Source organism: Rhodococcus koreensis, assembly GCF_017068375.1.
GTDB classification, from domain to species: domain Bacteria; phylum Actinomycetota; class Actinomycetes; order Mycobacteriales; family Mycobacteriaceae; genus Rhodococcus_F; species Rhodococcus_F koreensis.
In genome coordinates this window covers 376,879-391,534 of sequence record NZ_CP070610.1, presented here as the reverse complement: position 1 = coordinate 391,534, position 14,656 = coordinate 376,879, and the positions used below count along the sequence as shown (strand labels likewise).

Genomic DNA, 14,656 nt, shown 5'->3' with positions numbered 1-14,656 from the left:
CCATCGTGGGCAACTTGGACCCGACGGCGACGGTCAAATCACCGCGCGGGAGTTCCCCCTCCTACCCGATCGGATCAGTCGGCAATGCACTGCAGATGCTTCTTATGCTCCGGAAATCACCATCACTTCGTGTGACCGAGGTATCGCACGAGTTGAACATTGCACCTTCCAGCGCGCATCGGATACTTGCTGTGCTGCAGCAGTTCGAGTTCGTCGAGCAAGACGTGACGACCCGCGCATACGCCCAAGGTCCGGCGCTGCTCGATATCGGATTGGCTGCCGTCAGTCATCTGCCTGTCCGCCAAGCCGCTCACCAGTTGATCAGGAACCTGCGCGACGTCACAGGTGAGACGACCGAGCTGTGCATTCTCGACGGGCCCGACGTCATCGTCGTCGACGTCGCCGAAGGACTGCTACCGCTGCGAGTAGTCGATGATCTCGGCGACCGGATGCCGGCCCACCTGACAGCAGCGGGAAAAGCAATGCTCTCCCGCATGACCACCGCTGACCTTGGAGAACTCTTCCCAGACCCGGAGGAGCAGCTCCACACCGTAACTGAACGATCCATCGGCACCCGTGCCCTACTCGACCAGCACCTGGCCACAGCCCGCGAACTGGGCTATGCGACCAATCTCGGGGAGGCAGGCCCGGAATTCGTCGGCGTGGCCGCCGCCATCGTCGACGAGACTGGCACAGTCCACGGCGCCGTCACGCTGGCACTGCCGTGGGCGCGAGCTGCCGACGGCTTTGCCAGCCACCTCGGCCCCCAAGTCAGACGCACCGCAGAGACCATCAGCACAGTCCTGTAACCGGGTTCACACCTTCCCATCGTTGGTCGCGTTGACATGACCGGAAGATCGCCGGCCTTATCGCGAGCGGGATACAGCACGGCGCTCCACGGTATTGAGTGCTGGGTCCTCGCTCACATGTGAAAGAGTGTTGCCGACAGCAAATGTCGTCTCGGCCGGTAAGTCACGAGATGCGGGAGACCACACTGAGTCAGTGTAAGAATGTCGAGTTCGACGTGAGCGGTGATTTGACGGCCTCGGCGGCCAGAAAGTGACTTCGAAGCACTCGTGATGCCGGGCACGCAACCGCTCCACCTCGACGGCGATCTTCGACATGGGCCAGAAGTGCCCCGGAGCAACATCCGGGGCACTTCTGCGTACCTGCTCTTGAGTCGCTCACCCTGGCAGCGCACTGGTCCCTGACCACCCATTGTTCAGGCGACGATGTTCCGTTCTTCCACGGTCCGGATCAACGGGTGGTCGCCGAATTCGGCCTCAGGTCCGCTACACGCTTCAGTGGTGCGATCCAAACCAGCGGCGACGGACTCAGCCGTACTGGGACCGCGTCGGTCCTCGCCGCCCACAGTAACGTCCTTGAATCCGACTCGGCCGCAGTCGGGTCGGTAAAAAGCTGTTGCACAACAGTTATGAACTATTAACCCGCCAGCACAGGAGTTCCCTCAGATCGCACGGTCGATCCCCGCCTCCGCGTTCGGCTTCCTCGCCTCGAATCTCGGCGAGTCTCTGGCGCTCGACCGTGGACGAGGGTCAGAGTAAGGGCTTCGCAGCCACCTCGGCCCTCAGGCGAGGCGAACCGCAGAGACTGTCGGCGCGGTTCTATTCGCGACTGGCCGGCACTTCGCGCATCACCTGCCGATGCTGCTGACTGCGGTTCTGCCGTGCGGCGAGAGGGAGTGCCACGGTCAGTGCAATGATCACTGCAGACGAGAGATGAGCGATACCGAACCCGGAGTGATCGGCGACCGCGCCCGTCATCGTCGCTCCCAGGCCGATTCCGGCGTCCATGCTGATGTTCCATGCGGCACTGGCGAATCCGACTCGGTGCGGGGGTACTGACACTAATGTCCTCATCAACGTCACGTTCTGGATCCAGCCAAGGCCAAACCCGAAGGCCATCGCCCCGGCCAGAGCGACCGGGAATGCGGCATTCGCCGATGTGACGGCGACCGAGAAGCACATGGTTCCCGCGATCGCTGCGACGACTCCGATCTGTGCCGTCGACCGACGGTCGAGAATCCGGTGACTATAGTGTCCCGCGACGAACCGGCCCGCGACGACGGTGCCGCCTACCGTCGCCAGGATCACTCCGGCATGTGTGGACTGGGGATAGCCGACGAGCGGAACCAGCGCTGAAAGACCACCATACGCAGCAGCGATGCCAACAACGGCCAGGCTGGCCAAGGCGATAGGCCGTTTGAGGACACCACGCGTGGACTCGGAATCCGAATGCGCACCGATAGCGCCATACATGGCCCGCGGGAGACCAAGCGCCGCCAGCGCTGCTGTTACGGCCATTGCAGTCGCGACTACGGACACTGCCACCACACCCCCGGCTCGGAAGAGTTGAATTCCGATCAACAGAAAGACGGTCTGAGAGGCAGCATTGGCCATGCCCTGTGCGGCGACGGCCCGACCGAGCCGATCGCTGGTGGACAGGTGAGGAGGCAGCGCAGAGCAGGCCACTGTCACCAGGCCGAATCCGAGTCCTCGGACCGCGCTGATCACCATCAAAGCGGTGATGTCGTGTGACCACTGTACGAGAGCGATGCACGGCAACCCGAGAAGCAGACATCCGGACACCACAACTGGACGAAAGTCGTAGCGACGCAGCAATGTAGGGGTGGCGAGTTGGGCCGCGATAGTGGCGGTCATAAACACCCCGGTTGTTCCCCCCGCGGCGAAACCTGAGCCTCCGACGGCACTGACGAGGAGCGGAGTCACGGGGAAGATCAACGCCCAGGACCCGAATACGTTGGAAACGATGAAGATCACTCCACCCAACGTGGCCATCCGAGGTCTGCGAGTCACCACCATGAACGCCCTTTCGTACTCGTGAGTGGAAGCCCGGTTCGCGCAGGCCAGAGATAGAGATGGTGCCAATGGCAAATCCTCTTCGAGCGCAGCCGCATGCATCTGAGGCGAACTCGAACGTCGATAATTCTGCTATGCAGAATTGAAATCCACCCTGAGGTCCGTTGCCGGCATCCGCCTGAAGTCAAAGTCAGGATATATAACCGAATCCTGTATACCAGGTCTCGCCGAAGGTAACACTACGGAAATCACGCTATTCGTATCTATGGATAGTTGTTCTATTAGGCAGAACTTCCATCAGCGTCGTCCCCGGCTGCGGCAACGAAGGCAGGCTGCTCCGGTGGAGGTGGAAACCGTCATGCGTGCCCAGTTCCGCGGTCGGGCGACGTGCGCAGGCCGCGCCATTGCACGGAAGGGGGGTGCCCAGCCGGGCCACCACAGGCTCCGGCCAGGCTGCTCTCCGGTCAGGTGTCTTGTGCTCACGGGCTGGCAAACGTAGAGTGATACCAAACGTTTGGCAACCGCCCATGCAGCTTCCGGAAAAGCGGGAGTGACCTGCGGTGGGCTGCCGCTCCTCGCTTCTCTAGTAAACAACGGCCACTAACAGGAAGGTCAGGCGCAGTGTCCACACGTGACGGCCTCGGGAACCATCAAGAGCAGTTCTATTCGAAGTCCTCGATTCCTCGACCGCATATCACCCGTTCCGAGGGTATTCGCTTCTACGGCGCTGATGGCACGTCGTATATCGATGCGAATGCTGGTGCGGCAGTAGCGAATATCGGTCCCGGTAACGAACGCGTCCTTCAGGCGATGGTCGACCAGGGCCGACGCATGACGTTCTCGTACGTTCGTTTCTCCCGACACGACCCCAACATCGAGCTGACGGCGCGGATCGCCGAGCTCGCCGGACCCGGATTTGAGCGCATCCACCTTGCGAACGACGGGTCCGAGGCCAACGAGATGGCCATCAAACTTCTCCGGGTCGCGGCCTACCAGGCAGGAAAGCCGGCGAAGCGGAAGGTCATCTCACTCACGCCGTCCTACCACGGCGGAACGCTCGGAACGATGGGGTGGACCGGGGACAGTGAGTACACCGCCTACTACGGCGACATGATGGTGCCCTCGACGAAGGTTCCCGCGCCGTTGACGTACCGCCGCCCCGACGGAATCAGCATCGAGGAGGCGGGATCGCTCGCCGCCGAGCACCTCGAACGCGCGATCCTCGAACTTGGTTCCGGACAACGTTCTCGCTTTCATCATGGAGCCTGTTGGCGGAACAGCAACCGGCGCGAACGTTGCACCGGAATCCTATCTGCGCGCCGTTCGCGAGATCTGCACCCGCCACGATGTCTTTCTCGTCTTCGACGAGGTCATGTCCGCGACCCGGACCGGAAAATTCCTGGCTGCCCAGCACACCCCCGACGCACGCCCCGACGCGATCGTGATCGCCAAGGGCCTGGGCGCCGGATACGTCCCGCTCGCTGCGACTGCGGTCTCGGCGGAACTGCTCGAGCGCCTCACCTCGAACGGTGGCTTCGATCTGTCGCACACGTACAACGCGAACCCCATCTCCTGCGCGGCAGGCTGTGCGGTTCTCGACGAGATGACCGAGCGAGGCCTGATCGAGAACGGCGCGGTCATGGGTCGAGAGCTGACCAAGCAGTTGCAGGGTCTGGCGGAGAAATGGCCGCTGATCGGTGATGTCCGCGGCCGCGGGCTGATGGTCGGCGTCGAGATCGTCGCGGACCGCGCCACGAAAGCCTCCCTTCCCGGTGCTGCCAACGCGACGGGCGAGATCCGTCGTGTTGCCATGGAGAACGGATTGCTCATCGGTGGTCGTCGACTCAACGGGGGAGCCTTCGGTGAATTCCTCATGCTCACGCCCGCATTGATCATCACCGAGGCCGAAGTCACCGAGATCGTCGAGCGGCTGGATACGACCCTCGCGACGGTGACGAAGCGGCTGCAGGCCGCCGGATATCTCTCGGCCTGAGAAACGGAGACCGCATGTCTGTTCTCGACCCCCTCACCATTGCCGATCCGGGGCAACTCACTGCCGACCTGGTCCACCTGTCGACCATCGTCGACTCCACCGTTCCTGGCTGGACCAGGCAGGCGTTGACCGAGGCCGATGTCGTCGGCCGGCACTGGGTCAGAGCTCGAATGGCGGAGGCCGGCCTCGACGCTCACATCGACGGCGCAGGCAACGTCATCGGTGTGCTCCGCGGGACCGCGCCTGGCAACAGCGCAATCATGACCGGATCACATACCGACACCGTTGAGGGAGGTGGGCGATACGACGGCAACGTCGGTGTCGCATCCGCCCTCGAGGTGGTGCGGACCCTCCGCGCCAACGAAGTTCGACTCCGCCACGACCTCATCGTCGTCGACTTCTTCAGTGAGGAGCCCAACCGGTTCGGAATCAGCTGCATCGGCTCGCGGGCGCTGACGGGGTTCATCACCGCTGAGGATCTCGACCGGGTGGACTCGGACGGTGTCCGGTTCGCCGACGAGTTGGTGCGCATCGACATCGACCCCAGTGCGCTGCTGTCCTCACGGATGGACACCAGCCGCATCAAGGCGTTCGTCGAGCTGCACATCGAGCAGGGGCCGTATCTCGAGGAGCAGGGCAGCGATATCGGCCTCGTCACTTCCATCACTGGGATCAAGCGATTCCGGGTCGCGTTCAGGGGCCGTCCGGATCACGCCGGAACGACGCCGATGAACCGGCGGCACGACGCGGGATGTGCCGCCGCAGGATCGGTCCTGGCCATCGAACAGATCGCCTCCGCAAACGTCGACGGTAGAGGAACTACCGGGTTGGTCACCTTCACACCGGATGCAGTGAACATCGTCACCGAATCCGCCGAACTCTGGGGCGAGTTCCGCAGCCCCGATCTGCGCTGGCTGGACGACGCCGGAACCGAGTTTCACAGCGCGGTGCAGCGCGAGGGCGCCAGCCGTTCGGTGGAAGCCCAGCTGGACTGGCTCCCGTCGGAGCAGCCCGCCGGCATGGATGATCGGTTCATCGAGGTCACCGCGCGGGAGGCAGACCGACTCGGACTCAAACAATCCCGCCTCTACAGCGGCGCCGAACACGATGCGGCGATTATTGCGAAGAAGATCCCGACAGCCATGATCTTCGTGCCGTCGAAGGACGGCCGCAGCCACTGCCCGGACGAGTTCACCGCCGACAAGGACATCCACTCGGGCGCGAACGTACTTCTCAACACGATCATCACCCTTGATCGCGAGCTCGACTTCGCCTGACCGCGCCGTCTTCGCGACTGGTTCGGACTTCGCACTCTGGAGAACAACATGGATTTGTCACACCTTCTGTACCGAAGCGCGTTGCGTTATCCCGAGAACCCGCTGTGGGTCTCGCTCGACCGTGCGCCCGTCACCTACGCGGAAGGCGCAGCCCGCGTTAGCTCCCTAGCCAACGCCATCCTGACCCGCGCTCCTCAGCGGGCGCGGGTCGCGATTCTGTCGACGAACCGCTACGAGGGGCTCGAAGGCTTCCTGGCCACCATCACGGCCGGCTGCGCCGCGGTCACCCTCAACCCGCGAGGCCATCAAGAGGACTACCGCCACGCTCTCTCGGACTCCAGGGCCACCATCGTCCTGTGTGATGCAACGCTCGCCGACCGACTGACTCCCCTTCACGAGGATCTTTCGCAAATCGAGCACTGGGTCAGTTTCGGCGGGGACGTCCCCGGTTTCGAACGGCTGGACGACTGGCTGAAGTCGCCGAGCGAACGTCCGGACATTGTGATCGAGCCCGATGATCCCGCGTGGCTGTTCTACACATCGGGAACCACAGGCAAGCCCAAGGGAGCTGTGGAGACCCACCGGAACCTGCTCGCGATGACGCGCCACTTCATGCTCGAACTCGGATCCGATCTCGGGTCCAACGACGTGATGCTGCACCTCGCTCCGATCTCGCACGGATCGTGCAGCGTCGCGATGCCACACCTCGCGGTGGGCGCGGCGAACGCGTTTCCGAGCTCGCTCAGTTTCGACCCCTCCGCAGTGCTCGAAACGATTGATCGCCTGAACGTCACTGCAACGATGCTCGCCCCCACGATGATTCGGATGCTGCTCGACGCTCCTGATGTGGAGAAGCACGATCTGTCAAGCCTGAAATCGGTCGTGTACGGGGCTGCTCCCATGCCGGTCGCCGACCTGAAGCGCGCGCTCGAGGTCTTCGGCCCCGTGTTCGTGCAGTTCTACGGACAGGCAGAGGCAGCCGCGACCATCACCTGTTTGCCGAAGGCCGAGCACCGTCTGGACGACGAGGACTGCGTCCGACGACTCGGCTCGGCCGGCCGCGAGACCTTCTCGACTCGCATTCGAATCGTCGACCCCGAGGGACGGGAAGTCCCCGCCGGCACCGTCGGAGAAATCACCGTCCGCGGTGAGCTGGTGATGTCCGGCTACTGGGAACGCCCGGACGCGACAGCCGAAACGATCAAGGACGGCTGGCTGCACACCGGCGATGCCGGCTACCTCGACGAAGGGGGATACCTCTTCATCACAGACCGCATCAAGGACATGATCATCAGCGGTGGATCCAACATCTATGCCCGCGAGGTAGAAGAGGTCCTCGGCCAGCATCCGGACATCGCGCAGGCCGCGGTAATCGGCATCCCCGATGAGAAGTGGGGTGAAGTGGTCGCAGCTGTGGTTGTCGCGCAGGAGGGCACAGATCTGACTCCCGAGTCCGTCATCGATTTCGCACGAAAGTCGATGGCCTCGTACAAGAAGCCACACCACGTCTGGATCGTGGACGAACTGCCAACCAGTGCCTACGGCAAGATACTGAAGCGTGAACTGCGTAAGCAGTACCAGACCGCGGGGCAATAGCGGAGTGATCGAGTATCCGTCGCCCCGCCCCTCGAATCGCGTGCTCCACGAAACGCCGGATTCGGTTGGTAATGACGTGCGCAGCGCATGTGTCCCGGGCTGGCCAGGCATTCCCCGGACAGTTGGCCGTATGGAACGATCGTTTCTTGCCCGGCCTGACACGACTGGCCTCCGCACTGGCCGAGCGGGATGCGCCCTCGGCAGTCCAGCTCCATCACGGTGGTGCGCGCGCACGCCACGAATTTGCAGGACTTGAGCCGGTCGCCCCCTAGGATGATGCATCCAGAAGTATCCGCGTACTGATCACCGAAATCTGTTACATAGTACGAGATTTCGCTTCTACTGCACAACGGGTCGAGCACGCGGGACTCGATGGCGTCGAGATTTCTGGAGCGCACGGTTACCGCCTGTGCCAGTTCCTGGACTCGCGACCCAACACCAGGACCGACGGCTACGGTGGCACGCTGGAGAATCGTTCCCGGATGGTTCTCGAGGTTCTCGAGGCGGTGAGAGCGGCGACCGGACCCTCGTTCCAGGTCGGTCTGCGTCTGCGCCCCGAGCGCTACGGTGTCCTTCTTCCGAGAGCTGTCACGTGGCAGAATGCACCATGACATCGGACCTTGTCGACTATCTCGATGTGGGATGTAGGGAAGCGCCCACACCGTGAAACCAGCCCGAACCGGCTCTCACGCGACCTGGCCGCTGGTGCCACACTGCTGGATGTCTTCGCATCGCTTCCGCGAGGGAGTACACGGCTCGGCGTGGCGGGCAAGATCCCGTCCGGCGCCGTGGCCCAGTCGTGTCTTGATCGGGGAGCGGACTTCGTTCTAGTCGGAACGGCGATTCTTCAGCACGACTTAGCTCGCCGAGTGTTGATCGATCCGTCTTTCAGCAGCATCGATCAGCCGGTGTCGTGAATATCTCGCGTCGCAGGGACTGGGCCGCACCTTCATCGACTATCTCGCGAATGATTGGGACGATTTCGTCGAGTGATGATCACGCCCCTGGCCGAGGTGCCGGTCCTACCAAGGCGCCGCGCACCTCGGACGAGGAGGCACGGACGATCAGAGCGGGCTCCAAAGCGGCGCTTGCCGCATCACGTCCCTCGATCAACGACACCAGCTTGCGCGCTGCCGTCCGCCCCATCGCGCCCAGATCCGTGCGGACGCTGCTGAGGGGGGTTTCGAGGTATGCGGCCTGCGGAATGTCGTTGTACCCGACGAGCGCGACGTCCTCGCCGACCCGCAGACCGCGGTCGGCGAGCGCCCGGCCTGCTCCAATCGCAGCGTGGTCGTTCGCGCAAAACAGGGCAGTGGGGGGTTCCTGGTGCTCCGCGAGAAGCTCCGTGACGTAGCGATGCCCGTCGTTGACACCGAATCCCCCGAGACTGGAAACGGACACGACGGTGATCTGCGGGTGTTGCGCTATCACTTCGGCAAATCCGGCCACTCGATCGAGCGACGTACTCGCTGCGGCCGGCCCGGGGACCACTGCCACCCGTTCGTGTCCCATGGCGACGAAATGCTCAGCCACGAGCGAACCGCCACGGCGATCATCGGCAGTCACCGAAACCGCGCAATCCGACCGGCGCATGGCAAAAACGAACGGCACAGATTCCGATTCGAGTTGAGAGGGAATTGCACGCCCCACCTCCGTGTCGCACAGTACGAAACCGTCCACCTTCCGGCTGAGGAGATGATCGATCGCGGCGGAGCGCACATCGGGGTCGCCGTGTGTCGCGATGACGGCCGAAAGGTAGCCCAATTCTCGGGACGCTTCCTCGATGGCTGTCGCGAGTATGGCCATGACGATGTCGCTGAGGACGGGGACGACCACGCCGAGCACGCGCGAGCGCCCTCCGCGCAGACTGGACGCAACAGGATCGAGAACATAGCCCGCGTCGAAAGCCAGCGTCTGGATGCGTTCGATCGTGGACGCGGCCACGCGTCGGCTGTCACCTCGCAATGCGCGTGACACAGTGGACACGTCGACACCGGCCAGCGCTGCCAACTGCTTCATATTCATCGCGGTCAAGTCGTCCCCCTTTTCGAGTTAGTTGCGGTCGTGAGGCAAAGGATAGGAACCCGGCGTCGGGCTGTTAGAGCCACCAGTCCAGTGGTGCGCACAGCAATCTACGCCAAACGATTGTCATCTGCGTCATACTCTCGCTTGATTTTGAAACCGTGCTCTCCCGAGATCTCGCCCCTTGCGTTCACTCGACGCGGTCGATTATCGTCACACCAAACGTTTGGCAAGGCCTAGGTCACATGAGGGCTGCAGATGAAGGAGAGCGGTACGGGTGTCCACCTGCCGCGGACCTCGACGTCGTCAGCAGATCGCGACCGGGCAGCCGGAGAGTCGGAACGGTGAAGCAACACGCCGTCGTGACAGCCTCAGCGCCATGGGGGTCCGGGTAATCAGGCCGGCCAGACCAGACGTACCGTCACACCAGGCCCCGCGCACCGGCCACATCCAGCCACGAAACCCGAAGAGACATATCGACATGGGTATACGGCAAGCGCGCGAGTCCACCCAGAACAGGAGCGTCACATGTCCGAGATCGCGGGCACCGCGTACCCATCCACATCACCGTCCCCGCCTAACGGCGATGCTTCGCTCGACAATGAAAGACTGAGTCTGTTCCAGATCCGGCTTGCCGCGTGCGCGGGCGGTTCGGGGTTCATCGACGGTTACGTCCTGTCGATTTTCGGTGTTGCGCTGATCCAGATCGGGCCGGAGTTCGCTCTCTCGTCCGCCGCCAAGGGCGCCATCGCCGCGACGATTCTCATCGGTGTCTTCTTCGGAGGCATCGTCGGTGGCTACCTATCGGACAAGTTCGGCCGGCAGCGGATCTACAAATGGGATCTCTTCGCCATCGCCGTACTCTCCATTGCGTCGTTCTGGATCGATGGGCCACTCGCTCTGCTCATCATGCGGCTGCTCATCGGTTTCGCCGTCGGAGTCGACTATCCCATTGGTTCGGCCCTACTCACCGAGTTCAGTCCGAAGCGATTCCGTGGGCCGCTCTTGGGAGTGCTCATCTCGCTGTTCTTCCTGGGCGGTGCCGTTGCCTATGGCGTCGGCCAGGTGCTGTTGTCCACGGTCGGGGACGACGCCTGGCGATGGATGCTGGTCAGCGCTGCCGTCCCCGCGCTGCTCATCGGGGTGCTGCGCGTCGGAACCCCCGAATCTCCGTACTGGCTCACCCGAAACGGGCGCATCGAAGAGGCGAACACCGTTATGGAGCGCGTGTTCGGTCCCGGGGTTACGGTCGACGAGGTCCCCGCTGAAGGGGAGCGGACCGTCGGGCTCCGCGGAATCATCCGCTCCGGCTATCTCGGGCGCCTCGCCTTCGTGATCGCCAGCTGGACCAGCGCGATAATCCCCGTGTACGCGATCTTCTCGTTCGGCCCTCAACTCATCGGCGCGCTGCATCTCGAAGGTAATGCTGCTACTTACGGGTCCGCCGTCATCGAGCTGTTCTTCGCTGTTGGCTGCTTGCTCGCACTCGGGATCGTCAACAAGGTTGGCCGTAGAACCCTGACCATCCGGAGTTTTGCCCTCAAGTCCGTTCCGTTGCTGCTGCTTGCCGTGTTCTCCGATGCGCCGGCCATCTGGATCGCCGTATTCTTCATCGCGTTCGCCCTCTCCAGCGGAGGTCTGGAGGTAATGAACTTCGTGTACCCCAACGAGCTGTTCCCCACCGACCTTCGCAGTTCTGCCATGGGGCTGGTCACCGCGTTCACGCGATTTGGTGCGGCCGCAGGAACTTTTCTCGTACCGGTTGCACTCGAGCAGTACGGCATCTCCGCCACCATGTACGCCGCCTGCGCCATCACGTTGGTCGGTCTGCTCGTATCCATCGTGTGGGCTCCCGAGACCCAGGGAATGAAGCTCAGCGAGTCGTCCAGTCTCCGCCACTGAGATCTGTTACCTGCAGTGTTCCTGCCAGGTCCGACTGCACGGATCGGGTTGGACGGCGAAAGTGCGGGTGGGGGAGTGGCTCTCGTACTTCAATCGACGTCGCCGTCACTCCGCCCTCGGACACCTCACCCCAGAGGAGTTCGAACAACGACTGATCGCGTCGTCTGCGCTGTCAGTCGCCGCATGAAATCGGGTGTCCACTCCCGGGGGACGACCTCAGACCTGGCTGTCGTCCGCCGCGGCCGTCGCCAAGGTGCCGGAGTTCGACCCGGCCAAGGTCGACGACCTGGACCTCGACGAGGACGAGATCAACATCTTCGGCGGCGCGATCGCGCTCGTTGTTCCGTTCGACATGACCGGTGCCCGCATCACCAACACCCTGCTGAACAACCTGCGTGAGCAGGACAAGACCTTCGGCGTCGAGACCATGTGCGTCGGCGGCAGCCAGGGCATGACGATGATGCACGAACGCCTCAGCCCGCTAACAGTCACTGCAAGCCAATAGGATTCGCTATGAAGATCGAGTATGACACGGGCTTCCACGAGGTGGCCGACGGCGTCTGGATGGCTCGCTACGCGTGGCACGACGTCAACGTCACACTGGTGGAGGGCGGCGACGGCGTTCTCCTCGTCGACACTCATTCCTCGGCCGAGGCGGCACGCGCGGTGCTGGCGGACGTTCGGCGACTCGGCCGCGGCGACGTCCTCGCAATCGTGAACACTCACGAGCACTTCGACCATGTCTTTGGAAACGCAACCGCGAAAGCCGTGTGCGGCGAAAACATCCCGATCTACGCAACTCGTCGTGCGGCCGAGCGCACTCCTGTGTCTGCGGAGTTGTTCAAAGACCGGTACCGGCGGGAGCATACGGCGGACCCGACCAAGGACCCGCGGACGTCCGAGATCCTCGGAGCGCCCGTCCTTCCCGCCGACCACCCTTTCGACGATCGGGTGACCGTCGACATCGGTGGTCGCCGGGTCGAGCTTGTTCATCCAGGGCGCGGCCACACGGCCGGGGACCTCGTGGTGTGGGTGCCTGATGCCAACGTCATGCAGTTCGGTGATCTGCTGGAAGCGACAGGCCCACCGGTCTACATCGATGACTGCTATCCGCTGGAGTGGGCGAGCGCCCTCGATTCTGCACTCGCACTCTTGGATGCGCGGTCGGTTGTGCTTGCGGGACACGGGCAACCCGCCGATCTGACCTGGGCGCGAGGTCAGCAACTGGAAATCGCCAGCGCTGCTGACTCGATCCGCCGACTGGTCGACGAGGGTGTGCCGATGGCCCGCGCCCGCGAAGCAGCATCTTGGCCTTGGCCACTGGACTGGAGATTCTCGGGGGCACTGCAGGCAGGCTACGCCCAGCTCGGTGTGCGGGCGTCGTCGGCCGACAGGATCTGAGTCAGACGCGAGCCTTGCGCACACCGTATTCATCGCATACGTTGAGCAAGTATGCCAAACGATTGGCGCTAACAGTCGATCTGCTTACGTTTGCACTGGTCAGCGCCCTCGTCAGTCACCTGCAACAAACCTTCCGACGACAGAATGGTGATCAAACCCATGGTGCATACCGGCACGGCCTACCCGTTCATTGACGGCAAGAATTACGTCCCGACCTCAGAGGACGTCGACCGCATCGTCGATCCCTCGACAACCGAGGAGTTCGCAGTCGTCCCGCGCTGCTCGCCCTCGGATGTGGATCATGCCGTGCGAAGCGCCGATCGCGCGTTCGGGACATGGCGACGTGGGTCGCCGAGTCAGCGTTCCACCGCGCTGCTGAGGATCGCCCAAGCGGTGGAGAGCAGGGCCGAGGAGTTCGCGCAGCTCGAGTCCCGTAATGCAGGTAAGCCGATCACCGCAGCACGCGGAGAGATCGAGACCGTCGTTGATCATCTCCGCTTCTTCGCGGGGGCGGCGCGAACTCTCAGCGGCGCGACCGCGGGGGAGTACCTCGCTGGCACGACCTCCTACCTACGGCGTGATCCGCTCGGCGTCGTCGGCCAGGTCACCCCGTGGAACTACCCGCTGATGATGGCGGTGTGGAAGTGCGGCCCCGCGCTGGCCGCGGGTAACGCTGTCGTGCTCAAGCCGGCCGAGTCCACCCCTCTGACCACCCTGCTTCTGGCCGAGGTGGCCGCGGAGTTCCTCCCAGCCGGAGTTCTGAACGTCGTCACCGGCGCAGCCGACTGCGGTGAGGCGATCGTCGGGCACCCGCTGGTGAAGATGGTGTCGATCACGGGATCGACGGCGGCAGGTCGTCGTGTTGCCGAGCTCAGCGCGCGGGGCCTCAAGCACTCCCATCTGGAGCTTGGCGGGAAAGCACCTGTCGTCGTGTTCGATGACGTCGATCCCGCGGCGGCCGCCCAGTTCATCGGTCTCGCGTCTTTCTGGAATGCGGGGCAAGACTGCACCGCGGCTGCGCGAATGATCGTCCACGAGTCGATTTTCGACAGCTTTCTCCACGAACTCCGTGCCGCCGCGTCAAGCATGACAATGGGTCTCACCAGTGACGCCGCAACCCGATTGGGTCCCGTCAACAATGTTCGGCAGCACGAACGCGTGCTTGGCTTTCTCGACCGTTGCCCGGACCACGTCGACGTGCTGCGGGGTGACGCTGCGAGGGCGCTGCCCGGTTACTACGTGGATCCGACCATCTTGGTCGGAGTCCAACAGGACGACGAGGTCGTGCAGAACGAGATCTTCGGACCAGTGGTCACGGCGCAGTCCTTCAAGACCGCGGAGGAGGCGTTGCAGCTCGCGAACGGCACCCCATATGCCCTGGCCTCATCGGTGTGGACCCGCGACATCGACCGAGCACTCCGCTTCACTCGCGAGCTGGAATTCGGCTGCGTCTGGGTCAATCATCACCTCAGCGTGACTCCCGAGTTCCCGCACGGTGGAGGGAAGGCCTCCGGCGGCGGCAAAGACCTGTCGACTTCGATCGTCCATGAGTACACAGAGGCGCGGCACGTGATGTTCGGGTCGCTGCCCGAGTAAGACGCGGTCCCGGCCACCAAACCCTCTCA

General features: G+C 63.3%; 9 protein-coding genes and 4 pseudogenes. 11 read left to right on the top strand and 2 right to left on the bottom strand.

Going from position 1 to position 14,656, the window contains the following annotated elements; translation table 11 throughout:
• Window positions 1-5 precede the first annotated feature (5 nt).
• Complete coding sequence (locus JWS14_RS42780) at window positions 6-809, top strand: IclR family transcriptional regulator (protein WP_206016437.1); 804 nt, start codon at window positions 6-8, stop codon at window positions 807-809.
• Window positions 810-1,625: 816 nt separating this feature from the next.
• On the opposite strand, the gene JWS14_RS42775 is transcribed toward JWS14_RS42780, so the two are convergent.
• Window positions 1,626-2,801 carry an MFS transporter gene (locus JWS14_RS42775; protein ID WP_206016436.1) on the bottom strand — a complete coding sequence of 392 codons (1,176 nt, stop codon included), beginning with the start codon at window positions 2,799-2,801 and terminating at the stop codon, window positions 1,626-1,628.
• 660 nt (window positions 2,802-3,461) lie between these two features.
• Here JWS14_RS42775 and JWS14_RS51985 point away from each other — a divergent pair.
• The 5 genes and pseudogenes from JWS14_RS51985 to JWS14_RS51980 all read left to right on the top strand — a co-directional run.
• Window positions 3,462-4,037 (top strand): annotated as a pseudogene (locus JWS14_RS51985) (aminotransferase class III-fold pyridoxal phosphate-dependent enzyme); the annotation flags it as partial.
• 31 nt (window positions 4,038-4,068) lie between these two features.
• Entirely contained in the window at window positions 4,069-4,833 is a 765-nt protein-coding gene (locus JWS14_RS51320) for an aminotransferase class III-fold pyridoxal phosphate-dependent enzyme (protein WP_259376150.1), read from the top strand.
• A 14-nt stretch (window positions 4,834-4,847) separates the two neighbouring features.
• Window positions 4,848-6,110: a M20 family metallo-hydrolase gene (locus tag JWS14_RS42760; RefSeq protein ID WP_095870031.1), complete on the top strand. Its 1,263-nt coding sequence runs from the start codon at window positions 4,848-4,850 to the stop codon at window positions 6,108-6,110.
• A gap of 48 nt (window positions 6,111-6,158) precedes the next feature.
• On the top strand, window positions 6,159-7,706 hold the full coding sequence (locus JWS14_RS42755; protein WP_206016434.1) for a class I adenylate-forming enzyme family protein: 1,548 nt from the start codon (window positions 6,159-6,161) through the stop codon (window positions 7,704-7,706).
• A 71-nt stretch (window positions 7,707-7,777) separates the two neighbouring features.
• A pseudogene (locus JWS14_RS51980) lies at window positions 7,778-8,317 on the top strand (oxidoreductase).
• Between the two features lie 385 nt (window positions 8,318-8,702).
• On the opposite strand, the gene JWS14_RS42740 reads toward JWS14_RS51980, so the two are convergent.
• A complete protein-coding gene (locus tag JWS14_RS42740) occupies window positions 8,703-9,731 on the bottom strand; it encodes a LacI family DNA-binding transcriptional regulator (RefSeq protein ID WP_095870034.1) in 1,029 nt (342 codons plus the stop codon).
• A gap of 525 nt (window positions 9,732-10,256) precedes the next feature.
• Here JWS14_RS42740 and JWS14_RS42735 point away from each other — a divergent pair.
• From JWS14_RS42735 to JWS14_RS42715, 5 genes and pseudogenes are all read left to right on the top strand, one after another.
• Window positions 10,257-11,630 (top strand): MFS transporter, encoded by a 1,374-nt coding sequence (locus JWS14_RS42735; RefSeq protein WP_206016433.1) that lies wholly within the window; start codon window positions 10,257-10,259, stop codon window positions 11,628-11,630.
• Window positions 11,631-11,664: 34 nt separating this feature from the next.
• Window positions 11,665-11,817 (top strand): annotated as a pseudogene (locus tag JWS14_RS42730) (IS3-like element ISRhosp1 family transposase); the annotation flags it as partial.
• 99 nt (window positions 11,818-11,916) lie between these two features.
• Window positions 11,917-12,135 (top strand): annotated as a pseudogene (locus JWS14_RS42725) (hypothetical protein); the annotation flags it as partial.
• Window positions 12,136-12,143: 8 nt separating this feature from the next.
• The gene (locus tag JWS14_RS42720) at window positions 12,144-13,031 is read left to right on the top strand and encodes an MBL fold metallo-hydrolase (RefSeq protein WP_206016432.1); all 888 of its coding nucleotides are present in this window, start codon (window positions 12,144-12,146) and stop codon (window positions 13,029-13,031) included.
• Between the two features lie 144 nt (window positions 13,032-13,175).
• Window positions 13,176-14,627: an aminobutyraldehyde dehydrogenase gene (locus JWS14_RS42715; RefSeq protein ID WP_241031766.1), complete on the top strand. Its 1,452-nt coding sequence runs from the start codon at window positions 13,176-13,178 to the stop codon at window positions 14,625-14,627.
• Window positions 14,628-14,656 lie beyond the last annotated feature (29 nt).